This is a genomic window from Leptothoe sp. LEGE 181152 (genome assembly GCF_032906605.1).
GTDB classification, from domain to species: Bacteria; Cyanobacteriota; Cyanobacteriia; order Phormidesmidales; family Phormidesmidaceae; genus Leptothoe; species Leptothoe turfae.
Genome location: NZ_JASATU010000068.1, coordinates 1 through 25,474 on the forward strand (window position 1 = coordinate 1; position 25,474 = coordinate 25,474).

Annotated in this window: 23 protein-coding genes and 1 pseudogene; 13 read left to right on the forward strand and 11 right to left on the reverse strand. The window is 48.6% G+C overall.

Annotation, left to right across the window (positions count from 1 at the left end; all coding sequences use genetic code 11):
- Positions 1 to 191: 191 nt before the first annotated feature.
- A complete protein-coding gene (locus QGP82_RS33735) occupies positions 192 to 2,312 on the reverse strand; it encodes a potassium channel family protein (protein WP_163702758.1) in 2,121 nt (706 codons plus the stop codon).
- 101 nt (positions 2,313 to 2,413) lie between these two features.
- Between QGP82_RS33735 and QGP82_RS33740 the strand changes: the two genes are divergently transcribed.
- From QGP82_RS33740 to QGP82_RS33750, 3 genes are all read left to right on the forward strand, one after another.
- Positions 2,414 to 2,905, forward strand: coding sequence for a hypothetical protein (locus QGP82_RS33740; protein ID WP_163660868.1), 492 nt, complete (start codon positions 2,414 to 2,416; stop codon positions 2,903 to 2,905).
- A gap of 292 nt (positions 2,906 to 3,197) precedes the next feature.
- Positions 3,198 to 4,313, forward strand: a complete 1,116-nt coding sequence (locus tag QGP82_RS33745) for a ParM/StbA family protein (protein ID WP_499062221.1) — start codon at positions 3,198 to 3,200, stop codon at positions 4,311 to 4,313.
- Positions 4,306 to 4,815, forward strand: coding sequence for a hypothetical protein (locus QGP82_RS33750; protein WP_499062222.1), 510 nt, complete (start codon positions 4,306 to 4,308; stop codon positions 4,813 to 4,815). Before QGP82_RS33745 ends, QGP82_RS33750 begins: the two co-directional genes overlap by 8 nt.
- A gap of 37 nt (positions 4,816 to 4,852) precedes the next feature.
- Here QGP82_RS33750 and dut read toward each other — a convergent pair whose 3' ends face one another.
- Both dut and QGP82_RS33760 read right to left on the reverse strand, forming a co-directional pair.
- Positions 4,853 to 5,290, reverse strand: coding sequence for a dUTP diphosphatase (gene dut, locus QGP82_RS33755; RefSeq protein ID WP_490793554.1), 438 nt, complete (start codon positions 5,288 to 5,290; stop codon positions 4,853 to 4,855).
- 47 nt (positions 5,291 to 5,337) lie between these two features.
- A complete protein-coding gene (locus QGP82_RS33760; protein ID WP_499062223.1) occupies positions 5,338 to 6,147 on the reverse strand; it encodes an MBL fold metallo-hydrolase in 810 nt (269 codons plus the stop codon).
- A 335-nt stretch (positions 6,148 to 6,482) separates the two neighbouring features.
- Here QGP82_RS33760 and QGP82_RS33765 point away from each other — a divergent pair, with 335 nt between their 5' ends.
- The 3 genes from QGP82_RS33765 (at position 6,483) to QGP82_RS33775 (ending at position 9,129) form a co-directional block, all read left to right on the forward strand.
- On the forward strand, positions 6,483 to 7,388 hold the full coding sequence (locus QGP82_RS33765) for a peptidoglycan DD-metalloendopeptidase family protein (protein WP_499062224.1): 906 nt from the start codon (positions 6,483 to 6,485) through the stop codon (positions 7,386 to 7,388).
- 77 nt (positions 7,389 to 7,465) lie between these two features.
- Positions 7,466 to 8,554 carry a chorismate synthase gene (gene aroC, locus QGP82_RS33770; RefSeq protein WP_163660878.1) on the forward strand — a complete coding sequence of 363 codons (1,089 nt, stop codon included), beginning with the start codon at positions 7,466 to 7,468 and terminating at the stop codon, positions 8,552 to 8,554.
- A complete protein-coding gene (locus tag QGP82_RS33775) occupies positions 8,539 to 9,129 on the forward strand; it encodes a hypothetical protein (protein WP_499062226.1) in 591 nt (196 codons plus the stop codon). Before aroC ends, QGP82_RS33775 begins: the two co-directional genes overlap by 16 nt.
- Here the strand turns inward: QGP82_RS33775 and QGP82_RS33780 are convergent.
- The gene (locus tag QGP82_RS33780) at positions 9,086 to 9,271 is read right to left on the reverse strand and encodes a hypothetical protein (RefSeq protein ID WP_499062227.1); all 186 of its coding nucleotides are present in this window, start codon (positions 9,269 to 9,271) and stop codon (positions 9,086 to 9,088) included. The two genes, QGP82_RS33775 and QGP82_RS33780, sit on opposite strands and share 44 nt — an antisense overlap.
- Positions 9,272 to 9,480: 209 nt before the next feature.
- On the opposite strand from QGP82_RS33780, the gene QGP82_RS33785 reads away from it, so the two are divergent.
- Both QGP82_RS33785 and QGP82_RS33790 read left to right on the forward strand, forming a co-directional pair.
- Positions 9,481 to 9,663: a hypothetical protein gene (locus tag QGP82_RS33785; protein WP_499062228.1), complete on the forward strand. Its 183-nt coding sequence runs from the start codon at positions 9,481 to 9,483 to the stop codon at positions 9,661 to 9,663.
- A gap of 153 nt (positions 9,664 to 9,816) precedes the next feature.
- A complete protein-coding gene (locus QGP82_RS33790; protein WP_499062229.1) occupies positions 9,817 to 10,470 on the forward strand; it encodes a DUF4033 domain-containing protein in 654 nt (217 codons plus the stop codon).
- An 18-nt stretch (positions 10,471 to 10,488) separates the two neighbouring features.
- On the opposite strand, the gene QGP82_RS33795 is transcribed toward QGP82_RS33790, so the two are convergent.
- Entirely contained in the window at positions 10,489 to 11,826 is a 1,338-nt protein-coding gene (locus QGP82_RS33795; RefSeq protein ID WP_499062230.1) for a CHAT domain-containing protein, read from the reverse strand.
- Positions 11,827 to 12,244: 418 nt separating this feature from the next.
- On the opposite strand from QGP82_RS33795, the gene rpiA reads away from it, so the two are divergent.
- Together rpiA and QGP82_RS33805 are read left to right on the forward strand one after the other, a co-directional pair.
- Positions 12,245 to 12,952: a ribose-5-phosphate isomerase RpiA gene (gene rpiA / locus QGP82_RS33800; RefSeq protein ID WP_006515046.1), complete on the forward strand. Its 708-nt coding sequence runs from the start codon at positions 12,245 to 12,247 to the stop codon at positions 12,950 to 12,952.
- A 248-nt stretch (positions 12,953 to 13,200) separates the two neighbouring features.
- A complete protein-coding gene (locus QGP82_RS33805) occupies positions 13,201 to 14,382 on the forward strand; it encodes an aldo/keto reductase (protein ID WP_499062231.1) in 1,182 nt (393 codons plus the stop codon).
- 170 nt (positions 14,383 to 14,552) lie between these two features.
- Here the strand turns inward: QGP82_RS33805 and QGP82_RS33810 are convergent, their stop codons facing one another.
- The 4 genes from QGP82_RS33810 to dapD all read right to left on the reverse strand — a co-directional run bounded on the left by QGP82_RS33810 (position 14,553) and on the right by dapD (position 18,773).
- Positions 14,553 to 15,149, reverse strand: a complete 597-nt coding sequence (locus QGP82_RS33810) for a Uma2 family endonuclease (RefSeq protein WP_499062232.1) — start codon at positions 15,147 to 15,149, stop codon at positions 14,553 to 14,555.
- Between the two features lie 120 nt (positions 15,150 to 15,269).
- Positions 15,270 to 16,466 (reverse strand): succinyl-diaminopimelate desuccinylase, encoded by a 1,197-nt coding sequence (gene dapE, locus QGP82_RS33815; RefSeq protein WP_499062233.1) that lies wholly within the window; start codon positions 16,464 to 16,466, stop codon positions 15,270 to 15,272.
- Positions 16,467 to 16,590: 124 nt separating this feature from the next.
- A complete protein-coding gene (gene ilvE / locus QGP82_RS33820) occupies positions 16,591 to 17,487 on the reverse strand; it encodes a branched-chain-amino-acid transaminase (protein WP_499062234.1) in 897 nt (298 codons plus the stop codon).
- A 428-nt stretch (positions 17,488 to 17,915) separates the two neighbouring features.
- Positions 17,916 to 18,773 (reverse strand): 2,3,4,5-tetrahydropyridine-2,6-dicarboxylate N-succinyltransferase, encoded by an 858-nt coding sequence (dapD, locus tag QGP82_RS33825; RefSeq protein WP_499062235.1) that lies wholly within the window; start codon positions 18,771 to 18,773, stop codon positions 17,916 to 17,918.
- Positions 18,774 to 19,297: 524 nt separating this feature from the next.
- Here dapD and QGP82_RS33830 point away from each other — a divergent pair.
- The gene (locus tag QGP82_RS33830) at positions 19,298 to 21,343 is read left to right on the forward strand and encodes a DUF8082 domain-containing protein (RefSeq protein WP_499062236.1); all 2,046 of its coding nucleotides are present in this window, start codon (positions 19,298 to 19,300) and stop codon (positions 21,341 to 21,343) included.
- A gap of 87 nt (positions 21,344 to 21,430) precedes the next feature.
- Here QGP82_RS33830 and QGP82_RS33835 read toward each other — a convergent pair whose 3' ends face one another.
- Entirely contained in the window at positions 21,431 to 22,342 is a 912-nt protein-coding gene (locus QGP82_RS33835) for a Tll0287-like domain-containing protein (RefSeq protein WP_499062237.1), read from the reverse strand.
- A 343-nt stretch (positions 22,343 to 22,685) separates the two neighbouring features.
- Between QGP82_RS33835 and QGP82_RS33840 the strand changes: the two genes are divergently transcribed.
- A complete protein-coding gene (locus tag QGP82_RS33840) occupies positions 22,686 to 23,105 on the forward strand; it encodes an aspartyl protease family protein (protein WP_163660901.1) in 420 nt (139 codons plus the stop codon).
- Between the two features lie 43 nt (positions 23,106 to 23,148).
- Positions 23,149 to 23,364 (forward strand): annotated as a pseudogene (locus QGP82_RS33845) (transposase); the annotation flags it as partial.
- 150 nt (positions 23,365 to 23,514) lie between these two features.
- Here the strand turns inward: QGP82_RS33845 and QGP82_RS33850 are convergent.
- Positions 23,515 to 25,461: a caspase, EACC1-associated type gene (locus tag QGP82_RS33850; RefSeq protein WP_499062370.1), complete on the reverse strand. Its 1,947-nt coding sequence runs from the start codon at positions 25,459 to 25,461 to the stop codon at positions 23,515 to 23,517.
- Between the last annotated feature and the right edge of the window lie 13 nt (positions 25,462 to 25,474).

Genomic DNA, 25,474 nt, shown 5'->3' on the forward strand with positions numbered 1-25,474 from the left:
GCTAGACTGAAAAAGAAGAAAAAAGCAGCTTAACGTTGATTGCTTGCACTCATGTTGCCCGGTGACAACACACTCTGCAATCGGCAGAGATAGAAGCTCTTGCCTCTTTTTTTGTTAAAAGTCCAATCTCTAAACAAACCGCGTTTATACAAAATTCAGATCACTCTCCTACTAACCTTAATCAATACCTCCTACTTGAGAGGCGAGAGGCGAATGGGAACGCATCGTTTTAGTTCTTGCATCAGGCGATGGGCCTGGTAATCATAAAGGGACAGCTGTAGCGTATTGGGGAGAGTTTTCATCAGTTGGCGACACTTGTCTAGCTGCACATTGGATAGCTTTGCTAGCAGGCTACCGGCTTCTGACAGCATGGTGGGATTTAGGGGGGAATCTACTTCTAACAGCCACTGACGGGGGGGGGTCATTTCTCCTCGTTCTATACGGCGTAATCCATTGATGGAGGAGAGTACATACAGCTTATCTCCGAGATGCACTCGTAAATCATCCGAGGGCATTGGATAGTCTTGATACTGTTTACTAGGCTGACGCTGACGCAACAAGATCGGAACAACACCATAGCCATAGGCAATCTCTGCCAAGGGTTTTCCATTAAGGGTATCGCCATACTCGATGGCATATTCCGTAATCAGAATCGTCTGTTGATTAAGCCTAAACAGACCTAAAATATTTTCTCCAAAGGCAGCCCCGGCAAAGGCTTCTGCCGATAGGGCATAGACTGAAAACGAGCGGGCCTGGGGTAAAAACGCTTTAATATTGTCGCTAAATAACTGGCTCAGGGTACGAATGACCGGTGTAAACGGTCGTTTCTCATTTTCTAGAGCTTCTGCTGCCAGTAGTGCCACCTCAAGGTTGAGGACCGGATCATCAGTGACCGCGATGACGCTCCGGGCTGTGGACAGATGGGCCTCTTGCAGCTGTTGCAGCATGGGTCCCTCTAGTAGGGGAATTTGATTACGCAAAGCCGGGCTGTCTAAATGATGGGTGATGGCCACTAGAGGCTGGCGTAGATCCTGCAAAATGCGGACCACTCGTTTGCCCACCCGTCCCAGCCCGACCACAATGACATGGTTTTTCTTAGGTACTTTGGGGCGACGCTGTAGAAATTCAAAGCGAGAACTGAGTAGCTGGTCTGCCAATAAACCCAAAACACCGATCACCATCAATAAACTGACTGTGGCAATGAGCAGACAGGTCAGTAGCACCCACCCTTGGGCACCGCTGTCTTCAAAGCCGCCGAAGACATCGCCATAGCCACCGAGAATAAGAATGGCTCCTAAGACAATGGCTTTGGTAAAGCTGATGGTGGGAATGTTGAAATATAGCAGCAGAGTGCCCGTAGTCCAGAGAACTAGGGCGGTGGTGAGTGCGATCGCAACCACTCGACGCAACGATTGCTGATTGGCACTGTGCCAAAACCCCCACAGTCGCCTCCGCCATTCACCATCGATCACATCCCCAATGCCCTGGCGTAACTTTGACCATGGCCCTGACCGTGTAGGCATATGCTCAATCTGGCTGTGGGTGAGGGTTTTCACCTCCACATACGCAACCTGGTCGCCAGCCTGTACCCGTACATGGGGCTGCCAACGATGAAACATGGATGATGCTGTGGTTGCCCAACCAATGGGCTGATGGGGATTGCTAAAGGGCTTTAAATTTAGCAGTCGCACTTGCTGGCGATGGAGCCGATGCACTGGCATATTGCAATATTGCGGGTCCCTGGCAGTAATCTGCCGCTCCACCACCCGAAACTGAAACGTATCAATATTAAAGACACTGAGGGTATTGTCCTCTAACCCAGCCAGGGCAAAGGTCATGGCTGGCAGTTCCGTCGCATCCAAGGCAACGAACCGACCCAGCTGACGATTGAGTAACTGATTGAGGCCATGGCGGGACGAACGCACAATAATGTGGACTTGGGGATTTAATCGTCGTACTGCGATCGCGGTTTGTACGTTGGTGCTTTCATCGCTTGTGACAATTAAGATGGCACGGCATTGCTCAATGCCAGCTTCCTGTAGCACATGGTCGCGGCGACAGTCTCCCACAATCGGTACCTGGCTGAGCATATCCGGTAGGTTCTCCACTTCCCACTCTGTTACCGGAGCCCGATCAATGCCGGCGATTTGGACCTCAAAGGAATCAAAACTAAACTTGGTCAAATTCAGAATAATCTGCTGACCTAAGCTGCCCAAACCACACACAATAAAGTGATCTTTGTGGACCTCCGCCGAAGGCGACAAATCGGGGATGTAGGTTCTGGGGCTGAGCTCGCCATTATCACCGACCATGAACTAAGCAAGATGCGTATAAGGTTCCGTTATTATGAACCACCGTGAGGATACTAGCGTGATTCTGATACGGTGATTTTAGATATCCTAGTGCTGGTCTGATGACTGTTTCTGAAAACCCCTTACCTCCAGGCTTACAACGCGAAATTCGAGCAGAGCGTAAATTTAGTCTAGGTGAAGCCATTGGTCGCGAGGGAGGCTCGTTTCTCAAGGGCAGCCAGGCGATGGTACCGCGCCCTTTACGAGCGCTAGCGGCCATTAATGAATGTATTGAACAATGCTTAAACGATCCAGACGGGGCATTGCAGCCTTGTTTGCAGCGTTGGGTTAAAACCGATGTGAGAGTGGGTAAATACTTAGATACTCCGCTGGTGGCACTGCAAGTAATTGTGACTGATATTGTTGAGCAGCCCCAGATACTATATGAGTTTTCTCGCCAAGTGGCGGTGGAGTGGGGACAGATAAATGGAGAGCGCCCTTCTTTTCAGCAACCAGGTTTAAAGGCTCATTCAGAAGCTGTCTATTCCCATGAGAGTATTCAAGGAATTTTAGCTAACTTACTCTATAAGTTGCCTATGCCCCAAGCCGACTAAATTTCAGAGCAGAAAATCACTTCACAAAAATGCCTATGGCAGGTATCATATTGCCTTCTAGTACTCGAAATTCAAGTTGAGCGCTACATATAGTGCTTATAGTGCTTAATCTAAAATCCTGTTAGCTACGTCACTCAGGTTTGCCTGACGCTGCTGATATGGTTGTGTGCCTGGGCACGCTACCAACAAAACGTATCGATTGCGATATATTGTCAGCGCCCGTTCGATTAAAATGAATCCACTAGAATAAGCGTACTAACGTACTACTCGGCATATCTTTGCCCGTATCCCCATGGCTCAATATCAGTGTTTTATCGATTTAGGTAGTTCTGGCACCAAGGCCGTTCTTAATGATGGTGAACGGTTTTACTCCTATCAGTGTCCTCCCCTGGTGGCAGATATGCCTCCGTCTGAGTTGACCATTATTGAGGCCCAGGGGGAGCAGATAGGTTCAGGTCTAGAGTCGATTAGCTATCTGCAGCTTGATCCAGAAACGCCAGCCTATGCCCTTGGTATTGATGCCCAGGGGCGTCCCAATAAAGCGACAAGTAGCTTGCCTAAAAGTGCCTTAGCCCATATTCGTGCCCTCGGGATAATTGGTGAGTTTGCCCACCAGCATGAGTTAGAACGGATCACCCTGGATGTGGGAATTGCTCTTCCCTTTAACGAATATTTGACTGATTATAAGGCCCTGACCAGTGAAATTTTAGGTCATAAGATGTTCACCTATCGTGGCCAAGACATCTTTCTGGAGTTTGGCAACGTTAAGGTGTTACCTGAGGCGGCGGGATTAGTGCAGTGGCGTAAAGTGCAGCGATCGCAACAAAAAGAACGCTCTAAGAAAACCTTTGTGGTGCTGATGTTTGGCCATCGAGACCTGAGCTTTTTGTTGTTTAACGGGGGGCGTCCACCCCAGGGAGAACCCAGTAACACCGAGCGTCTTGGCTATCAACAGCTTTTGAAGGCTGTTGCCCAAGACCTGCCCTGTAATTCGGACGATCCATTTCTCTATGATGCGTTGATCAACAATTCAGCCCGCGTGGTTTTTCCCAATCGCCCTAGAAAGGGATATCCCCTGGCTGAGCGTCGAGAAAAGGCAAATTCTTATTATTGGGAGCTGGTGCGATATCGTCTGAATGAGTGGTTGGCCGCTGTCAGTGTCCCCAACTATGAGGTGCTAGTCAGTGGTGGAACAGCGGCCCAGCTGCGGGATGAGTTAGAAGAGTACTTTGAAGAACGCTCCACATTCTGTACGGTGAATTGGTTGGAAGATTTGCAAGAAGAAGTTGCGGCCAATTTAGACCTGGAGACAGATATTGATCAGCTACGATTCTGTGACTGCTATGGCGGCGCGAAGTGGCTCGCGCTAAAATTCCAAAAACTCGCTGTAGGGAGGAGTCGTGGCTAAAAAGAAAAGTACACCGAAGAACGAAAACCCTCCTTCCAGAAAGCGTGTTTCTTTTAGTATTAGCTCCGACCCCGACACCGTTGAAGGTCGTATTGTTAATCATTTGCGCGACAACAAAATGGTGAATATGCGAGAGTCCGTAATTCGAGCTCTTAAGGCCTATTATTTACCCTGGGCCTATGAGGATGAGGTTTCTAAAGAAGAGGCGCAAGTGCTGGCTCGTAATGCCATTGACGAGCTAGAGTTCAGAATTTTTCAAATTCGTCGACATTTTCTGGCGGGAGAAGCCTACGGACCAAAATTGAGTGAGGCTTTGGGGGGCAGTCCTCCACCTGTGGCTAGCAATGGCAGTTCATCCAATGGCAACGGGTCCCTGGCACCCAACAGTATCATCGAAAAAATAACACCGCCCAACCCTAAGCCTGGTGATGCCAATCCGTCATCGTTGACTGACATTTTGGAGGATGAGGATATTGATCCGGATGTATTGGATGACTTTTAATTTAGTTATTAGTTATTGGTTCTTTATTCAAAACTATTTATCCATAGGTTGTCCCGGTTGACCCAAACCCACCTTCACCGCGTTGGGAGTCGTTTAACTGCGCTGTCTCTACAAACTCAGCTTGAAGCACTGGGGCAATAATGATCTGGGCAATGCGCTGACCTGGGTTAATCGCAAACGCAGACTGTCCCAGGTTGATCAGAATTACCTTGATTTCTCCACGATACCCGGCATCGACGGTACCCGGTGTGTTGAGTACTGTAATGCCGTATTTAAGGGCCAAGCTGCTTTTGGGTCTCACCTGCATTTCATATCCCTGGGGGATTTCTGCGGCTAGACCGGTGGGAATGGCTAACCGCTGGAGTGGTTGCAGCGTGTGAGCGCCGATGGCCACTAAATCTGCACCAGCATCACCGGGGTGGGCATAGCCGGGAATTACGGCTTCAGGGTTGAGTTTTTTAAACTTGATCGTGATGGGATGGGTCATGAAGGCTTGAGCGAGTGGAAAGCGGAGAGGAGCGACTAAACGGTTTCCGCCGCTGCCGGTTTCTGAGGTTTTAGATCTAGGGTGAGAGCTTCCATGGGGCGTAGGGTTTTAACCTCTGTGGAAAGATTGGCGTTAGCGAGTTGAGATCGCACCACATCTGCCCCTCCAGATGCCGTTAAAAATTTAGCCAGTAGTCCTTCATAGCCCACATCGCCACCATCGGCTGTGGGCAATAGCCACTGGGGTTTTGCCTTTTGGGCTAGTTCTAGGGCACCCTCTCCGCCCCGAATAACAGGACCGAGTACGGGTAATGTCAAACTCACCAGGGGGGTAATAGCCACATCGACCGGAGGACGCGTAGCCAGGGCAACGTCAGGATAGCCGTGGGGCTCATAGTATAGGCGCAGCCCTGTATCTAAGACAGTGATGATATAAGCATTTTCTTGGGTGAGAGGACCAATGGGGGCTCCTGGTAAGGCCTCAATGAGTAAATCATCACCGAGACGATGGCTTTGCCCAGGGGGCAGGTTGATGACATCGGTAAACCCTTTCTCTTTGGCTACTTTGGCGGCAGCGGCTGAAGCAACTACTGGAATTGATTTATCGAGTGCTGCCAACGTTTCTGGATGGGCATGATCAGCTAGGCCCTGGGAAAGCAGTAATAGGTCTACTTGTTGGGGAATGGGGATTGGTCGGGGTCTAATGCCACGAATCAACCAGCCTGCGTTGTTAAAAACCAGGTCTCCTATTAACCATGGATCTACTAGCAGGGAACGCCCTGCCAGGTTGAACTGCCAACTGTTCACATCTAACCAGGTGATGGTGTCTGACCTTTTTGTTGACATAGCTCCTCTTAAAACTGCGCTGAAAAAAACTGCTGGCTGTTATAGTGATGCCGAACTGCGGAAAACTGTAGCTACAAACTCTACCAAGTGGTTAATCTGCCCCTGTTTGAAAAAAATGAACGTTAGTCCGGACAGATTAAGTTATGAAGGTAAAGTGAACTATTAAGTTTTACTTATGTTCTTTCCCTACTTTATACGTTTCTTCAAATTGTTTTTCGTTTTCTTGATGTGATCCCCGTATAATCAGGCTGTTTATCGTACAGATTGGTACAGCGTTCCAAAATATTGGCTAAATAGCTAATATTTTTCGGTTTAAGCGCTTAAGTTCAATGCCTATGCGTCGGCAATTGCTGAAAAGTTACACAGTTTTAGTTACTCGTACTGGGCAGACTCCCGTTACGATTACGTTTACCCCACTTGCCGGAATGATCGCTGCATTTGTCCTGCTTGGGGTGCCCTTAGGTTGGCTGGGGGCTGTTATTTTTTCTCTTTTTCAGAGTAATGTTCAGCTGGCGGATCAAAACCGGCAGCTTACGGATCAGGCTCATCAGGTTCTAACTGATCTGAATACGTTAGATTCTGAAATTGAAAATCTAAAAGAGCGAGCTGGGTTGCCTGAGTTGAGTAACCAGAATAGTGTGTCAGATGACGGTATTCCCCGAGGTGGGGAAGCTGTGACCGTTGATGGTGTTGAGCTCTATGAGAAAGCTAGCCAAAAGCTGCCTAAGCTGAGTGATCTTTTGGATGACAGCATTAAGCCTGCGTTGGAAGAAACGCTTGCTGAAGAAGAAGCGAAGATAGCCGCCTACCCAGATGGAGTTCCCATTGGCGGCCCGATTGATATTTCGTCTGAGTTTGGGTTGCGTCGTAATCCCTTTGGGGGTTCTTCCTATGAAACCCATGAGGGCACAGATTTTGTTGGCCCCTATGGCACCCCTATTGTGGCTACTGCGGAAGGTGTGGTAGGCCGGGCTGAGTACTATGGTGGCTACGGTAATACCGTCACCGTCAAGCATGGCTACGGCTACGAGACTCTGTATGCCCACATGTCAAAGGTCGCTGTGGCGTCTGGGGCTAGGGTCAAGCGCGGTGATGTGCTGGGGTATCTAGGTAATACTGGTCGTTCTTCTGGGCCTCATCTACACTACGGTGTCTATTTCAAAGGCACGGCCATCAACCCGCGTAATGTGATGAAGATGGATCATGATATGACGTTGGTTGAGTACTGGCGGTTGCGTTAGTCAATGGCAATGGACCGTCCTCAGAGGGGCGTCCTACGGTAGGATTGAAAGGCTTTCAAACACCTTTCTTGAAACCTATGGGCAATACCTTCGGTCACCTATTCCGCATTACTACGTTTGGCGAGTCCCATGGCGGTGGTGTGGGTGTTGTTATTGATGGTTGTCCACCTCAGTTAAAAATTTCTGCTGAAGAAATTCAGGTGGATCTGGATCGACGACGGCCAGGCCAGAGCAAAATCACCACACCCCGTAAGGAGACGGATACCTGCGAGATTGTTTCTGGGGTATTTCAGGGCCAGACCTTAGGCACACCCATTACAATCTTGGTGCGTAACAAAGATCAGCGTCCCCAGGACTATGGGGAAATGGCAACGAAATATCGTCCTTCCCATGCGGATGCTACCTACGATGCTAAGTATGGGATTCGTAATTATCAGGGAGGCGGTCGTTCTTCTGCGCGGGAAACCATTGGTCGGGTAGCGGCGGGTGCGATCGCAAAAAAAATTCTCCGTCAGGTGGCTGGCATCGAAATTGTTGGCTACGTCAAACGGATTCAGGACATAGAGGCCCCCATCGACCCCGATAGCGTCACCCTGGAACAGGTGGAAAGCAATATTGTCCGCTGTCCGAATCCTGACTTTGCCGATGAAATGATTGCCCGCATTGATCGGGTGCGCAAAGACGGCGATTCCATTGGTGGCGCAGTGGAGTGTGTGGCCCGCAAAGTGCCAAAAGGTCTTGGGTCCCCCGTTTTTGACAAACTTGAAGCCGACCTCGCCAAGGGTATGATGTCCTTGCCTGCCAGCAAAGGGTTTGAACTGGGCTCCGGGTTTGCCGGTACCTTTCTCACCGGCAGTCAGCACAATGACGAGTTCTACACTGACGCTGACGGCAATATTCGCACCCGCACCAATCGCTCTGGTGGTACCCAAGGGGGAATTTCCAACGGCGAAAACATCATTATTCGCGTAGCCTTTAAGCCTACAGCCACTATTCTCAAAGAGCAAAAAACCGTAGACCAGCAGGGCAATGAGACCACACTGTCCGGTCGCGGTCGCCACGACCCCTGTGTATTGCCTCGGGCGGTACCCATGGTGGAGGCCATGATGGCTCTGGTGCTGTGCGATCATCTGATGCGTCACCAGGGTCAATGCAAGCTGCTTTAGGACCCTGGCCTACGCGGGCCATAGTTGTTTTGTTTTGGATTGCCGCTGGCGGTATTGGCTGGTACTACCTCTTGTTGCCAACAGCCAATCTGACTACGGGTAGCCCTACCATTGCTGTTGCCCTCATCCTCATATGTATCGACCAAGGGCGCATGGCTTGGGTTGATCTTCACAATGTCTATCAGGTTTCCCTGGCCGATCGTCGTGTAGTCATCTTCTATGGCGTCACCCTAATTACGGTTGCCATGGAACTCATTGGGTTTTATCTGGCCTGGCAACATCTGGTGCTGGGCATGGTAATTTTTCTCATGAGTCAGTTCTTTTTTAATACAGCTGCCAATATTCAGCTATATCCCCAAAGCCTTGAACCGATTCGGCCATTTCCGATGCAGGCCCGTTGGCCCGTCTTAATAGCCAATGGTATTGCTCTCGGCCTGATTACCCTATGGCAAGCCAATTACCTGCGTCAGCTTACCTCTGCCCTTTGGCTAGGCATGGTGGTCATTTACCTGACAGTCAAGTATCTGATGGTTACCAACACAGCCGCAATGGCAGATGGTGGCAAAAGTCCATAGTTTGTCCTTGGTTTTCTACTTGCCCTGGATGGATATTGGGTGGGCCTTCTACCAAGCCAAATTCCATCAGTTTGTCGGCCTCGGGGGCTCCTATTTTGTTGGTCAAAATAAAAACGTGATCTAGCTCAAATTGCTTGCTCATGGGCGATATTCAGAGATGGGAGTCCAGGATACTTAGCCAGCTATGGTGATGCTTAAGACTTATTCAGATCCGTATCAGGAATAATTCAGATTCATAGATCATGATTTTAGTCAAGTAAATAAATCATCTGATGTCGTTGCTGATGGAGGGGATTTACCGATCTACCTACCCATCGGTAATAGGCATCTTACTTATAAGGATCTTGACTCATGAAACGCTCTTTTTTATATGTTTTGACCGTTTTGATTGCAGCGACTGCTGTGACGTCTGCTGCCCAAGCTAGAACAACTTTTGATCCAAATCATCAGGTATCGAGCCCTTCAGAGCTCTCTGAAGATGCTACGTTCCATGACCTCATTCGCCACAATCGTGGAGTGCGCAATAAGAACTAGTACTGCTTCCAGCTAAAAATTGAGGATGGGTAGAGTCGTGACTGGCGAATGCCGAGGCACGGACTCATATCCCAAGCACTACAACAACCATCTCTGCCTAAGACAGCAGGGGTGGTTGTTTGCTATTACTAGACAAGACGCACGGCCCAACTCATGCAAAATCTAGCAGTGGAAAAAACGACCTACCACGATTCTTTTTTTGACCAGCTTTTTATTCGTCTGTTTGCTAGCAAAATGTCTAAAGCCGTTGGTGAATGTAGCAGTCGGTCTGGCTATGACGGCTTTGTAGAACTCTCGCAAAAGATTATGCAAGGTCGCAGTTCGCAACAGCAACAGCAGCTGGTTGCTGTCGTTTTGCAGTCATTGGTGCCAGCACCGGTCCTGTGGGGGATTCGTACGTTTTTCTCGCCTACCCAGTTGGTGTGTGAACTCAATGCCTGGTTTGCCACCCAGCTATTTGAATGGCTAGTGGGTCCTTGCACGGTGCAGCTGGCTGAGGTCACAACCGCCTCTGGTGAAAAACGGCAGCAAAAAAGTGCGGTTCACATCGAAAAGTGTCGTTATTTAGAACAAAGTGGCTGTGTGGGCATGTGTGTCAACATGTGCAAACTACCCACACAGCAGTTTTTTACTGAAAAGTTTGGTATTCCTCTGACCATGACACCTAATTTTGAGGATCTCAGCTGCGACATGGTATTTGGCCAAACGCCGCCGCCGCTGGAGACAGAAGACGCCTATCAGCAGCCTTGTTTGCAAGATTGTGCTGTAGCCAGTGAAAGCCCTGCCTGCCCCAAGGTAAGAACTTGAGACAGGGGGGCTCTGGCATTACCAGGGACTGCTAATCATGGTGAATCCGGCCCAGTAAAATGGATGAGATAATGAGCCTAAGCTTTCATTAGCCAGGGCTTTCTCTCCATATGATTTTTGTAGTTGGCTGAGATCAACAGCGTCAGTTTGATCCTTGAGTAGTGCCAGCTGAGCCTGGCGTAGTGCTTCAGCCTTAGTGGCTGTTTGGGGGATCTGGTGATAAAACTCACTCATCAAGGCCAATGTGCCTAAATCACTAACATCCCAAAGGCTAGCTACGGCTGACTTAACTCCGGATCTTAGGGCTAGTCCCGCAAAACCTAGCTCAGCATTGCTATCGCCTACGGCTGTTTCACAGGCACTCAACACCAAAAGCTCTAAGTTGGGCAGCTGCCAGTCTAAGTTGTTCACATCCTCCAGGGTGAGTCGCTGGTCCCATAGTTGGATGTAAGAGTTCTCTGGTTTGCCGGGCTTAAATTCGGCATGGGTGGCCAAATGAACAATGTCGTAGGATTGACGACTGAGTAAGGTATTAAAATTCTCCAGGGTAAAGCTTTGGTTGAGGAGGGAACGGTCTTGCCAGTTGCGATCGCTACCCTCAGCCGTCCGTAGCTGCCAGGCAATATTTGACAGTTCAACCGGTACCGCAGGTAGTGGAGACAAATCCTGAAATTCAGAGGCTCCCACCGCTAACAAGTTGCCGGGTTCAATGGCGTCATAGTCGGTATCGATCAGGTTGAAGGCAGGAATACTAGCGGTATTGTATTTCTCCACCAAAAATTGTTCACCATCATAGAGTGCGGGTAAGGCCAGCCCCCTGAGCCCATCTCCAGAACACACCAACAGAGTATTGATGCCAGCCGGGGTGAGAAACTCATCCTCATAGGGGCCAATTATCCAGTCGTATAGCTTACGAGCTGCTGGCATATAAGCATTGCCGGAGGGGCGACTGATATGCCGATGAAATTGCTCCGTGGTTTTTGCCAGCAGGTCTTTAGGGACGTCATACAAATCACGCACAATGGGCTCACCATTAGGCATAATCAGCACCAGGTGCAGGTGATCTTCTCGTGGCATGGCCCATAAAACAGCGGGGGATGTTCCGGTTTCTTCTCCAACCCGAGCTAATGCGATCGCAATTTCTTCTGGTGATTGAGTCACCTCAGCTAGATCTTCACCAAAATACGTTTCATATTCTGACTCCAGCATCAGTTCCATATTCAGAACTTTCTGGCTTAGGGTTAGTTCCTGGGTGAAGGCTGGTGTAGGCGCTATTATCAGTAGGCAAATCAGGGGAGCCAAAAGCCATCGCAGCGGTTTATGGCGTCTCGATAGGGCGCGAGATAAAAATTTCATATTGCTACATCCTAAAGTGTGTAGGTGCAACTACATAGAAGTTGGTCTGACTCCGCATCAATGTTGACTAAAGTCTAGGGTCAGTAAATGTCTGTAGGGTAGAGCGATAAGGTATTAAGCTTAGGCGCGTCAGTAGTTTTGCGCGTTTTTAACAGTCACAGGTGGTAAATGGTAGTGGGGGTAATTCCAGATATTTACCGACCTTTTGGTGACAAGGTAGATGACCCATGGATGTCCCTATTTGCGCATCCATTGTCTATGCAGCCGACCCGATTTCCGTCATGCTAGATCCCGAAGATGAGCGGTTGCTGATTGAGCCATGAGTTATCCATGGTAATAGCCATCAGTCTTTTTCAGATTGATTTAGGTTAGCCTCAGCAACATCGTCTTTAAAGACAAGTAGAGGAGTTATCACACCATGGGAGATATGGACCCAGTTAAGTTAATGAAGCAAGAAGTGGGTCGCGCCGCTGCTGCCCAGGTAAAATCTGGCTCAATTGTGGGTCTGGGCACGGGTTCCACCACTGCATTTGCCATTCAGTTTATTGGCGAGCGTTTGGCGGCTGGTGAACTTACTGACGTTGTGGGTATTCCCACTTCGTTTCAGGCGTCAGTACTGGCTAAAAAGCATGGTATTCCGCTAACTACGCTGGATGAAGCGCCTCGCATTGACATTGCCATTGATGGTGCAGATGAAGTTGATCCTCAGCAGAACCTGATCAAGGGTGGTGGTGCCGCCCACACTCGCGAGAAGGTTGTGGATGGCTTGGCCGAGCGCTTTGTGGTTGTGGTTGATAGCTCTAAGCTGGTTGATAAATTAGGTTCCACCTTTGCTTTGCCAGTAGAAGTTCTACCCATGGCAGTTGCGCCTGTCACTCGTGCGTTGACGGCATTGGGTGGTACGCCTGAGTTACGTATGGGTGTGAATAAGGATGGTCCGGTGATTACTGACCAGGGGAACATGGTGCTGGATGTGAAGTTTACCGGCATTGATAACCCTGCTGAGCTGGAGAAGACCGTTAACAACATTCCTGGTGTTTTGGAGAATGGTTTGTTTGTTGGCTTAGCCGATGAGGTGTTAATCGGTGAAGTGATTGATGGGAAAGCGTCGGTTCGGACAATGTAGGTTGGTTTGCATTGGTAAACCCCAACAATTTACGAATTGAATAATTGAGGTGTAGGGGCATCCCCTTGTGGGTGCCCTGTATAATCTATGCTTCACAAATTGGCTCGATGCTCATAGCACAATTGTGATGAGGCGATTGCGATGCAGGACTGGCACAAGGCCAGCCCCTACGAGGTTATCCGTTACATCAACGGCAGAATCGACTTAAATCTTGCATACTAATCAATGAACAATGTCACAGCAAACGAATGCAATATCGTCGATTTGGACGCACAGAACTGCAAATGCCGGTGTTCTCCTGCGGCGGCATGCGGTATCAGCACTCCTGGAAAGATGTCCCGCAATGGATGATTCCAGAAAAAAATCAACAAAACCTCGATGCGACAATCCACTGTGCGATTGAGCTAGGTATCAATCATATTGAAACTGCCCGTGGCTATGGCACATCAGAAATCCAGTTAGGTAAAGTATTGCCGACGTTTGATCGCGATCGCATCATCGTTCAAACCAAAGTTACACCCCGCGAAAATCCTAAAGAATTCCTCGCCACCTTTAATAAGTCCATCAAAAACCTACAGCTAGACTATGTAGACCTGTTGGGTATCCACGGCATTAATACCCACGAACTGCTGGACTGCACACTACGTCCGGGCGGCTGCATGGAGGTTGTGCGTGAACTTCAACGCCAGGGTCGAGTGCGCTACGTCGGTTTTTCCACCCATGGCCCCACCGATGTCATTGTCGACACGGTGAATACCGGGCAGTTCGACTATATGAACCTGCACTGGTACTACATTTTTCAAAATAATTGGCCTGCCATTGAAGCGGCCCAAAAGCACGATGTGGGTGTGTTTATCATCAGTCCATCGGATAAAGGCGGCCATCTGTATGCACCACCACCCAAGCTGGTGGACCTGTGCGCACCGCTGAGCCCAATGGTGTTTAACGACCTGTTTTGTCTGAGCCATTCCCAGGTGCATACTTTAAGCCTGGGGGCTGCTAAGCCTAGCGATTTTGATGAGCACGTGAAGGTACTGCCATTGATAGATCAGGCGGATGAGGTACTACCACCGATTCTAAAAAAGCTGGAGGAGAGTGCGATCGCAGCCCTGGGCGAAACCTGGTACAAAACCTGGGATGTGGGGCTACCCAAACCAGCCGACACCCCCGGCAATCTAAATATCCCCATCATTCTCTGGCTTGGTAATCTAGTGGATGCCTTCGATATGACCGAATACGCCGCTGCCCGCTATAACCTACTGGGCGGTGCCAGCCACTGGTTTCCTGGTTCCCGTGCCGATAATGTGAACTCTTTAGACCTGCGTCGCTGTCTTCAGCACAGCCCTCACCAGGATGTTATCCCTCAGCGATTGATGGAAATCCACACACGTCTGGCTGGAGCAAAGGTCAAGCGTCTATCAGAATCCTAGAGCTTGCGTAACCATAAATGAAATTGGTGTTGGCAACCATGGTTGCACATTATCAGCTGGAGTGTGTTGATCAAACACCTGAAACACCCAAACGTCGGGGTGTCACCCTAGCTCCAGCTAATGGTGTCAAGATGAGATTTAAAGGCAAACGATTATAGTTATCTTCTGCACTACGCTGATAAACCTGCCTGAAAAGTTTTGAGTGCCTCAACATGGTTGTCGATGAGAATACAGCGACAAAATAAATCTAAATCCATCTCTGGAACAGCTTTACTAACGCTGATTTTTTCATAGTAGGCTTCATCGTTATTATCTCGTAAATGATAAAGCTTGAGAACTCCATCTTCCCAAAACCAAACCTCAGAAATTTTAAGGCGTTTGTAAGCTTCTAGTTTGTCAATGCCACCGCTAGAGAAAACTATTTCGATAGCTAAGTCTGGACGTTGGCTACTAGGCGTCAGTTTATACGACTCATCAGCTTCTCGTTTAACATTTCTGGCTTCGTTTTCTAATGTCATAGAGCCAGTTGGCTTAAAGTCAAACCCAGCCATCAGCAAGTATAGTTCCAGTAGGGCTGCGATTCGCTTTTTGATGGTTTCATGGGGTTCTCCAGGCATTTGCTGTATCTCTAAGGTGCCATCTAGAAACGAAATTCGATACCCTGGCTGCTCAAGGAGTTGCTCAACCACTTTGAATTCACGCCAAGTCAAGCCTTTGAAAAGTAGGCGATTTTCTTCAGGGATTGGGGGAGCCGTTGTTAATGTCATTGGCGTTGCCTCAATCAAAAGTGATTTGCTTCCTATCATAGGACAGCTACTAGTGGCTATGCCACTGGTGGAAAGCCAGAACCTGAAAGGTGTTGACACATATGTTGATTTGGGTATTTCTCAACCCTCAAAGAACTTGTCGATAATTCGCTCATAAACTTGGTGTAGCTCATAAATATGGGCGATGGGAATATGCTCACCAATCTGATGCATCGTATTGTCCAGAGGGCCATATTCCACCGTCACACAGTGAGGTACGAGATAACGAGCATCGGTGATCCCACCCTCTGTACTCAGTCTTGGACGACGGTTGGCAATCTCTTCAACTGCATCTTGCACCAAGGCAACAAAATCATCGTTCGGATCAGTACGAAACGCTTCACCACTCACCCGGAAGCGAATGTCGTACTCGTTTCCATGCTCGCGAGCGATGGGATCAACCGTTTCACGAATGAGCTGCTGTAGCCCGTCTCCAGTTTGTTCATCATTAAAGCGAATATTGAACCGTAGTTTCACCTCAGCCGGAATCACATTCTCTGCACATTGTGCCGTCTCAAACTGGGTCATCTCCAAGTTGGATGGCTCAAACCACTCATTGCCCTCATCCAATGTTATATTTTGCAGCGCTGTCACCATTGCCACTGCAGCAGGTACCGGGTTCAGCACATTGCGCTGATAGGCCACATGCCCCTGTTTACCCTTTACCGTAATAAAGGTGTTGATACTGCCCCGACGACCAATGTGAACACAGTCTCCCATCTCCAACGGGTTAGTCGGTTCCCCCACCACACAGGCATCAATTTTCTCACCCTGCGCTGCCAACCATTTCATCACTGGCTTGGTGCCGTTGATCGCCTCGTGTTCTTCGTCGCCAGTAATAATAAAACTAAAAGACCCTTTAAAACTGTCTTTGTCCTTCGCTAACCAGTATGAAACAGCCGCAATAAAGCAGCCGATACCTGCCTTCATATCGACAGTACCTCGTCCCCACAAAATACCGTCTCGAATCTCTCCTGCATAGGGATCAATATCTCCCCAGCGCTCCCGATTGCCCTCAGGTACAACATCGGTATGGCCAGCAAAAGCCAGGTTAGGACCTTCAGTGCCATAGCGGGCGTAAAGGTTATCGACTTCGTAACTGCCAGGCTCATTGTGGAATGTCATACGGTGGCAGGTAAACCCAAGCTGTTCTAGATGACGTTGCACCACATCGAGACCACCCTCGCGATCGGGCGTGACGCTGGGACAGCGAATCAGTTCTTGGGTGACTTTGACGGGATCGAAAACGGGAGTCGTGACGGTAGTGCTAGCGATCATGGGAATTCGTTTGTTTTCAGCATTGTACAAAACCGACTAACTGTTTGCCGCTGTTTGCTTTGTAACAAAGTCCTGATCGACTAACTGTTTGCTGCTGTTTGCTTTGTAACAAAGTCCTGATCGACTAACTGTTTGCCGCTGTTTGCTTTGTAACAAAGTCCCGATAGGCCGCAATCAAACGCATCGTGATCGGACCAAACGCCTCAAACCGTTGCTCATCAATCTGGCTAATGGACTCAATCTCACAGGTTGTCCCGGTCAAAAAGACCTCCTGGGTCTGGGCAAGTTCTTCGGGTTTAATATGCCGTTCTATCACTTCAATGCCCAACTGCTTGGCCAGTTTGATGATGGTTTGGCGAGTAATCCCATCCAGGAAACAGTCCGGTATTGGTGTGTGTACAGCCCCATCCATAATCAGAAATACATTGGATGCGGTGGATTCAGCGATCAGCCCACGGTAGTCTAGCATCAGGGCATCATCAAACCCCTGTTGTATTGCCTCATGTTTGCTCATAAAGCAGATGGGATAGAGACAGGCCGCTTTGCTGACTGTCGGTGCAGTTGTTGGATCAGGCTTCCGCCAGGTGATACGGCTAGTCAGTTTTAAGGTTTTTTTGGTTTCGATGTTAAACAGAGTAGTGGGAAATGCCCAGGCGGCAATGCCAAGACGGGTTGATGGGGTCGGTGTATAGATCCGTAGCTGCTCACTGCCGCGCCAGGCAAAGTGACGAATGTAGCCGACATCAATCTTTTCTTTAGCCAGCAAGTCGTGGGTGGCAGTAATGATGTCATCCGTAGAATAGGGAATTTTAAAGCCTAGAATTTTGGCGGACTGATGCAGCCGTTCGATGTGTTCGCTGAGCAAAAAGGCTTTGCCATTGTAGATACGGACACCTTCGAAAACGCTACTGGCGTAGTGGAGGCCGTGGGTGAGGGGATGGATAGTGGCATCTTTCCAGACAACAGTTTTGCCGTTAAGCCACAGATATCCTTCCTTTTGGTCGAAAGGCAACAGAGACATGGGAATTCCTATGGATGATGGAGTTGGAGAAGCGAGGAGATTTGTGGAACGCTGTGGATGGAACGTGGTGACTAAAAGGACTTTGTGTCCTTGGATTTTGCCTTCACCCTAAATCCCTCTCCCTGGGGCTACTGTGTATACACATCTAGAAAATAATTTCCCAAAAGGTAGACATAGCCTTGAATTGGCCCTCATCCTAAATCCTTCTCCCTGGGGGCGAAGGACTTTGAGGCCAGGCCCCCCTTCTCCCTCAGGGAGTAAGGGGCTGGGGGATGAGGGCTCGAAATCTAGAGCCAGCTCTCCGACTTATGTATACACGGTAGCTCCCCAGGGAGAGGGACTTTGAGAACGTAGCTTTGCTATCTGCAAAAGATATATTGCTCTTACTCCCCTTCTCCCTGGGGAGAAGAGGCTGGGGGATGAGGGAACTAATCCCGCAACAGGTCATTGATGGATGTCTTAGACCGGGTCTTATCATCCACAGTCTTAACAATCACATTGCAATATAGGCTAGGTCCAGGAGTACCATCTGCCAGAGGCTTGCCAGGCAATGCCCCAGGGACAACAACAGAGTAAGGAGGAATTTCACCGTAGGTCACTTCGCCTGTGGCCCGGTTAACAATTTTAGTGGACTGACTCAAGTACACACCAATGGCCAGCACCGCCCCTTCTCTAACAATAACGCCTTCGGAAACCTCGCTCTGGCCACCGACAAACACATTGTCTTCAATAATGACCGGGTTCGCTTGCAGGGGTTCTAGTACACCACCAATGACCACACCTGCTGAAATATGGCAATTTTTACCGATTTGGGCGCAGGAGCCGACGGTGACATAGCTATCGATCATGGTGCCACTGTCCACATAGGCACCGATATTAGTAAAGCTGGGCATTAGCACCACATTACTGGCCACATAGGACCCCCGTCGCACAACGCAGTTGGGTACGGCTCGAAACCCAGCTTCGGCATACTTTTCCTGGGTCCAGCCGGAAAACTTAGAAGGCACCTTATCAAACCAGGGGGCGTCTCCCATGTCAGCGTATTTTAGACCGCTGGAAATAACGGTGGAGTCATTGAGGCGGAAGGACATGAGTACAGCCTTTTTCAGCCATTGGTTGACGACCCAGTCATCGCCTGACTTTTCACAGACGCGATACTGACCGCTATCGAGGCCGTTAACTACATATTCGATGGCATCACGGGTTTCGCCTGATGTGCTGGAATTAATCGAACTACGGTTTTCCCAGGCGGTGTCGATAATTCGGATCAGGTTCTGTGTGTCCATATGTGGTATGCCCTTTGGGGTTGCTGTTTGCACTAAAGTGGGTCAATTAAAAAACGTCAATCTTTAGATGCTATCGCTAAACCTTGTCTAAGTTAAATGGGCATCAATGTAGGCGGCTAACTCTGATTTAGATCGGACGTCAGGAATCAGGCACCAATTACTAATAGTGATAGTGGATGAATGTCCGTAACTATAAAGTTGTGCCTACTAAGCAGCTCTGTGGGATTAAGCTTTGTGATTGAATTGGCGGCTTTGACTGACCAGGTTGTCAAAAAATGAAAGCGTAGATATGGAATCAGTTTTATTCGTTGATTTTTTGTATGGATGTACGGTTTCTAAGGTGTTACAGAGGGGTTCATCAGAAAAAACTCGACCTTTTGGTGAAGGTTATGGAGTTGTGATGTTCCATGGCATTAAGTAATTCATTTTTGTTTAATGTCATCTGTGTAGAATCCTTAGACAATGCACAAACCATTGATTTCAGTTGTTCAAGAATGTGACGTTTTTATAACGCCCTTACGTCCATGTCCAGCGATCTTCCTACCCCTAGCCGAGGACAGCGTGCACTAGCCGCTATTGTTGTTACTGATGCGGTTGGCTTTAGTGCCCGCATGTCAGTTGATGAGGAAAATACATTACAGCTGATTCAACGTGACTTAGCGTTGATGGCAGAGCAATGCACAGAATTTGAGGGCCAGGTTCTCAAATCTACTGGCGATGGCTTGTTGATGTATTTTGTTAGCGCAGTGCAGGCGGTGAGCTGTGCGATCGCAATCCAAAAAGCTTTTTACGCTCAAGAGAAGCAGACCGATAGTCTCTCCCATCGCATTGGTATTCACATGGGAGACGTCTTCTTTAATAATTCAGACGTGATGGGCAACAGCGTGAATATTGCTGCTCGCCTACAAACTCAGGCTAAACCCGGTGGTATCTGCTTATCTAAACTGATGTACGATTTGGTTAAAGTCCGCCTGTCGCTGGATGCAGAGTTTGCTGGGCCGCTCAAACTAAAAAATATTAAAGAGCCGATTACGGTTTACCACATTAATGTGGCAGGTATCGACACGGCGGCGGTAGCCAAGTCTGCTCCCGATCCTGATAAGACAAAACATTGGACCCATCAAGAATCTAAACAGACGGCGTCTAAACAGACGGCAAAAAAAACGCCCGTCCTGACAGAAGGCACTAAAATTGGGGGGCGCTACGCGATCAAGCGCATGCTGGGTCAAGGGGGTTTTGGTTTCTCTTACCTGGTGGAAGATACCCAGCGGTTTGGCGAACTGTGTGTGCTCAAAGAATTGCGACCGGTGCAAAAACAGGGAAAATTTTTGCAAAAAGCGATTGAGTTATTTCAGCGGGAGGCCAAAACCCTCCATAGCATCGATCATCCGCAAATTCCTAAGTTTATGGCCTGTTTTACCCAGGCTAAGCGACTGTTTATCGTCCAGGAATATATTGATGGGGTTACCTATCTAAAGCTGTTGCAACGGCGTAAGAAACAGTCCAAGCTGTTTACTGAAGGTGAAGTTGTCTTCTGGCTGGCCCATATGCTGCGGGTATTGGACTATCTGCACAGTCTCAATATTATGCACCGCGATATTTCACCTGAGAATGTGATGTATTCCCGCGATCGCAACCTGCCCGTATTGATTGACTTTGGCCTAGTCAACAACACCATGTCTGACTCATTGTCAGAGAGCCCTACCCAGAACGAGAATCTACAAAAAGCTGTCACCGCTGTGGGTAAATTTGGCTATTCTCCACCGGAGCAGATGTTTGGAAAATGTACTCCCTCCAGTGATTTGTATGCGTTGGGAGTGACGGCACTGGTGCTACTGACCGGGAAACATCCTCGCGATCTAATGGATGTCCATACGCTGGATATGGACTGGCGACCCCATGCAGAAATTAGCCCGCTGCTGGGGGACGTTTTAGCGACAATGACCCGACAGCAACCCCAGGATAGATTTCAGTCGGCCCAAGCGGTATTTGAGCAGTTGGCTCCTTTATTGCCTGTCGGCTTTAGTAAAACGCTTAATCCGAAGCCAGCTTCTACTTTGCCAGCAGAGATGCCTGAGCAACCTGAGCGTATTTCGCCCGATCCATCCTTTATTGCCCAGTGTCGTGATGAACTGAGCCGCTGCATTGGTCCCATTGCCGATATGGTGATCGAAGAAACGCTGGAAGATCACCCGAACGCTACGCCCCAGGAGATTGTTGATATTCTTGTCGGGCAAATATCTGATGCTGACCAGGCTACGGTCTTTTTAAGTCACATTTGTATCCCAGACGAGGCTCTGGCATCAAGTGATACCATGCCGGAGATTAGTACGGTAATTCAACAACGTCAGCAAACCTTAGATCTTGCCTTTATCGATCGTTGCCGTCAGGTGTTGGCTCAATGTATTGGGCCGATGGCCAGCATGATTGTGGAAGATACGTTAGTGGATTATCCCAACTTGAATCCGCCTGCTTTTGTTGATCGACTCGCCAGAGAAATTCCTGATGGCGAGAAAGCTCAGGAGTTTCGATTGGAGTTACGCAGCGAGATTAGCGTGAAGTCAACGTGAGAAGATTCCCCCGTAGGGGCGCATGGCCATGCGCCCTCTGGGATGTGGACCCATCGTCAATTGGTTGACCTGCGATATCGGACGCCCTTAACCAGCCCCCTGGCTGCCTTTGCGACTACGGCGATGGCGCTCTAATCGCTGCATGGCCATTTGTAGGCTGAGGCGCATACGGTTAAAGGAGTCGGTGAGGTTGCCAACTTCATCGTCAGACCATTTGATAAATTCGGCTTTGGTATCACCGGTACTGACGGCTTCTGCAGTGGCGGCCATGCGGTTGATGGGGCGGACGACGTAGCGCTTGAGCCAAAGATTGACGAGGAGGATTGCGATCGCAAATACCCCAGTAAAAACCGCCAGGGTAATAAACAATGACTTATTAGCCGTTCTAAATACAGTTTTTGCTGGTACCGAGATAATCTGGGTGCCGATGATTTCGTCCAGCTGCCAGCCAAACCCATTGTCGCTGCCATATTTCTCAATCATGCTCTTAGGGGCCTGATCTGGAGTGCTATGGCATGATAAGCAAGCCTCCTGCTTAATTTGAATTGGTCGAGCGATGTAGAACAGTTTGCCGCCCGGTGTCTTTCTAAAACCGTGTAATTCTTCGCGACTGTTAGGCCGATCAAATGAGCTGACCAGTGATGCTTCAAACTCATCCGCTTTGTCTTTAATATTAGTGGGATTTAAGACAGCTTCTTTATAGAAAAAATCTTTATAGTCTGGGCTTGCTTGCAGCGTTTCGAATACTCTATGGGCCGAGTAACTGGGCACAGTTTCTGGCAAAAATTGAGTTTCGCTACGTTCTGCCAGTTCTGGTCGTACCTCATCAACAGTGTACTGACGCACAGAGTTCATGGTTTCCATCAGCATCAGTGCTTTGTTGGTGAGCTCTGCTTGGGCAGTGTGATTAAGTAAGCTTGATAAGGCGATGCCACTCATCAGAATGCCGCCTATAAAGACGACCATTAGCATCAGCGTAAACTTTTGGCCAAGTTTCATTTTCGAAAGCGTCAACATAACTCCAAGCAGAAGAGGTTTAGTGAGGTTGCCTGTATCTAACGTATCCATTTCGCCCAGATAAAGGCTGTGAGTCAAATCAATTGGCAATATTTCAATACAAACGCTTTCAGATCTTCAGTTCTAGATCCTGATTTCCAGGTTGGATGCCGTGAAATGCTGGGGTGATTTTTCTTTTTTACCCAGCACAGGACTATACGAGGCTCTTGTGGGGAGAACTGGGTTGGGTTTATGGGTTGGCATTATAATTGGGGAGAGTACGGCTATGGCGCAACCTGTTTGACTTGTGGGAATGATGGATAGGCAACCAACGTACAACAACACTATGGGTAAAGTCGTCGTTACTTTAAATCTGATCAATTGGGTTGATCAGGTTTTAGCAGAACGAGGCTTTATTCCAGTTGCTCAGGTTCGTTCGATAACGGTGGATAATGCTCTTGTGGATACTGGTGCTACTCGCCTTTGTTTACCTACTGAGGTTATTCAAAAATTGGGGCTTAAGTTAACAGGCACTATTGACGCTCAAACTGCGACGGGACCACAGACGGTTAATGTTTATGAAGGTCTCAAGCTGACTGTTGAAGGACGGGAAGGTCGTTATGACTGTGTAGAGCTACCTGCTGGGCAAACGCCTTTATTGGGATTGATACCGCTAGAAGATTTAGGCTTAGAGCCAGATTTACAAAATCAGCGATTACGACATTTACCAGTCACAGGCAAAGAGACTTACATGACAGTGCTTTAAGGCAGCTTACCTGGTGGCCAAGCCTCTGACTGGGCACTCTATCAAGTTGTCTCATAAGACGGGGCAGCGCTATCAAATGTGGCAAGAGGGGTTTCATCCAAAGATGATTTGTTCGGATGAAATGTTGCGACAGAAGCTAGATTATATTCATAACAATCCGGTGAAACGTGGATATGTGGATAATCCGGCCCACTGGCGTTATTCGAGCTATCGGAATTATTTGGGAGAACCTGGATTGTTATCAATCACTCCCGTCTAGCTCCCACAACCTAGGTCCCAGGCTCTGCCTGGACCAGCGAGTGTGGAGGCTCTGCCTCATGATGGTGGCGGAGCCACGGGGCTGCTGGCGGGTTACCCAGGCAGAGTCTGGGAGCGAGGGAAAAGAGGAGAAGAGTGTAAAGAGCTAATATTATGTCCTGGGAGGAAAACAGACCACTCGAAAACCAATACCGTCGTTGCAGCGGACGAGGCCGCTCCTGCTGCGATTGGCAGAGCGGCAGAAGACCGGGTTGAGGTCCCAGGAACTGCCCCGCAGTATTTTTATTTTGTCAAGGGATATCCATGCGCTTCCATCTTTAGGAGCATCTTTATAGGTGTCGTGCCAGTCATCTAAGCACCATTCCCATACGTTGCCATGCATATCGTAAAGGCCAAATGGGTTTGCGATCGCAAAACTCCCTACTTCTTTTGTCCCTTGTTGCTTGCCGTCATAATAGTTGACTAAATCTTTAGTGATTGTCGGACCAAAATGAAATGGCGTTTTAGTGTTAGCCCGACAGGCATACTCCCATTGTGCTTCACTAGGCAATTTATACTCTTTTTTTGCTTTTTTCGATAGCCGTTTACAAAACTCTTCAGCCTCCTGCCAACTCACCTTCTCAACTGGATGTTTGGCCCCTTTGAAACGGGCTGGATCGCCATTCAAGTCTCGTTCAATTCTCTTAAGCTTCGCCACCGCCTGCCACTGCTCTTGGGTAACCGCAAACTTCCCCATCCAAAACTCAGACACCGTCACCTTGTGCCGTGGATACTCATCATCGCTTGCACCTTTTTCTCCCTCAGCAGCCCCCATCATAAAAGTGCCACCAGGAATCTTCACCATCTCTAATTTAATACCGTCACCCAAATCTTCAGCGAAAAACTCCGCCTTTTTCTCTAGAGTTTCAATTACCTTACCTTTCTCATCCACCCGTGCAGTCTTAAATGAAAAAGTCTGGTATTTCTGAGCTTTAGTGGTTTTTACAGGTTTAACTTTTGGTGCAGGAGCAGGTGAAACGTCTGGTGGCTGAGTCAGTTGCTGTTTTAACCCATCACCTAAAATCTCTTTCTCAGTTGCCCTTACATCCTCATCCCGTAAGTTCAGCTGACGCTTTAGCTCCTCCAGTTCCTCAATCGCCTCATCATCCAACGGATAGGCAAACTCTTTTTCTGCGATCAGCGCCTGTTTATAAGTTTCCAAATGCTTAGCCTTTTCCCGATAAGGCTTTAACACCTCTTCTAAAATTGCAGCCGCATCCTCATCAGAAACCCTTAGTCGAATTTGTTGCTGTTTTAAATTCGCAAGGGCTGCAGGGCGAATTCGACCGTTTCTCACCTTGCGCTGTACCTGTTTCCGATAGCGCTGTAAACTATCCACCTGTATTTTGGCGATAGCAATTTTTGTCCCGTCCAAACCATTAAAAATAGCAGGCTCCATGGCTGGTGCAGCTGCTTTTACCTGGGTTTGCACATAGCTATGTAAATCCTTGATATAAATCCGCTCCTGTTCATCGGAGGCTGCACCGCCGGTTCTAATCCCGTCTACCAAATAACGGGTATACACCGACAAATCTTCACCCTCTTGCTCTAGAGCATAGCGAGTAGATTTCGATGCCGTCATTACACACCAGCCTTTACCTCCCAGCTGGGTCTCCACATCAATGCTACTATCGTCCATCCCCGTAATGCCCTCGGCAAAGGCGGAGGCAAAGCAACAATCTAAAATCACCACCTTACGCTGAGCATACGAGCCCCGAATCACCCGTTTAACAAAGTCTGCTGCAACAGCTGTACCAGGGTTTAGGCTGCCACTCTTAAATAGCTGAGTTTGTGTTGTTGATAGATAAAAGTTGCCAGACATATCCTTAATGCCATGGCCCGTAAAATAAAACAACACCAGGTCATTTTTAGACAGCTGACCAAACACTTCACCAATGCGAGCCTGCATCGTCCCCACATCCGGATTAATCAGCGGCACCACCTGATCAAAGCCACCAATCTCAGGATTTTCCAGCAATTCTTGCATTGCATTCACACCATTAGCCGGACATCGCAACGGCTTTAGCCCGCTGCCATACTCCCCAACACCATCAGCAATGCAATTTTTCTAG

Bases quoted from the DNA above. Each gene is read 5' to 3' on its own strand.
- QGP82_RS33735 (WP_163702758.1), bottom strand. From the start codon at position 2,312: ATGGTCGGTGATAATGGCGAGCTCAGCCCCAGAACCTACATCCCCGAT.
- QGP82_RS33740 (WP_163660868.1), top strand. From the start codon at position 2,414: ATGACTGTTTCTGAAAACCCCTTACCTCCAGGCTTACAACGCGAAATT.
- QGP82_RS33745 (WP_499062221.1), top strand. From the start codon at position 3,198: ATGGCTCAATATCAGTGTTTTATCGATTTAGGTAGTTCTGGCACCAAG.
- QGP82_RS33760 (WP_499062223.1), bottom strand. From the start codon at position 6,147: ATGTCAACAAAAAGGTCAGACACCATCACCTGGTTAGATGTGAACAGT.
- QGP82_RS33765 (WP_499062224.1), top strand. From the start codon at position 6,483: ATGCGTCGGCAATTGCTGAAAAGTTACACAGTTTTAGTTACTCGTACT.
- aroC (WP_163660878.1), top strand. From the start codon at position 7,466: ATGGGCAATACCTTCGGTCACCTATTCCGCATTACTACGTTTGGCGAG.
- QGP82_RS33775 (WP_499062226.1), top strand. From the start codon at position 8,539: ATGCAAGCTGCTTTAGGACCCTGGCCTACGCGGGCCATAGTTGTTTTG.
- QGP82_RS33780 (WP_499062227.1), bottom strand. From the start codon at position 9,271: ATGAGCAAGCAATTTGAGCTAGATCACGTTTTTATTTTGACCAACAAA.
- QGP82_RS33785 (WP_499062228.1), top strand. From the start codon at position 9,481: ATGAAACGCTCTTTTTTATATGTTTTGACCGTTTTGATTGCAGCGACT.
- QGP82_RS33790 (WP_499062229.1), top strand. From the start codon at position 9,817: ATGCAAAATCTAGCAGTGGAAAAAACGACCTACCACGATTCTTTTTTT.
- QGP82_RS33795 (WP_499062230.1), bottom strand. From the start codon at position 11,826: ATGAAATTTTTATCTCGCGCCCTATCGAGACGCCATAAACCGCTGCGA.
- rpiA (WP_006515046.1), top strand. From the start codon at position 12,245: ATGGGAGATATGGACCCAGTTAAGTTAATGAAGCAAGAAGTGGGTCGC.
- QGP82_RS33805 (WP_499062231.1), top strand. From the start codon at position 13,201: ATGCAATATCGTCGATTTGGACGCACAGAACTGCAAATGCCGGTGTTC.
- QGP82_RS33810 (WP_499062232.1), bottom strand. From the start codon at position 15,149: ATGACATTAACAACGGCTCCCCCAATCCCTGAAGAAAATCGCCTACTT.
- dapE (WP_499062233.1), bottom strand. From the start codon at position 16,466: ATGATCGCTAGCACTACCGTCACGACTCCCGTTTTCGATCCCGTCAAA.
- ilvE (WP_499062234.1), bottom strand. From the start codon at position 17,487: ATGTCTCTGTTGCCTTTCGACCAAAAGGAAGGATATCTGTGGCTTAAC.
- dapD (WP_499062235.1), bottom strand. From the start codon at position 18,773: ATGGACACACAGAACCTGATCCGAATTATCGACACCGCCTGGGAAAAC.
- QGP82_RS33830 (WP_499062236.1), top strand. From the start codon at position 19,298: ATGTCCAGCGATCTTCCTACCCCTAGCCGAGGACAGCGTGCACTAGCC.
- QGP82_RS33835 (WP_499062237.1), bottom strand. From the start codon at position 22,342: ATGAAACTTGGCCAAAAGTTTACGCTGATGCTAATGGTCGTCTTTATA.
- QGP82_RS33840 (WP_163660901.1), top strand. From the start codon at position 22,686: ATGGGTAAAGTCGTCGTTACTTTAAATCTGATCAATTGGGTTGATCAG.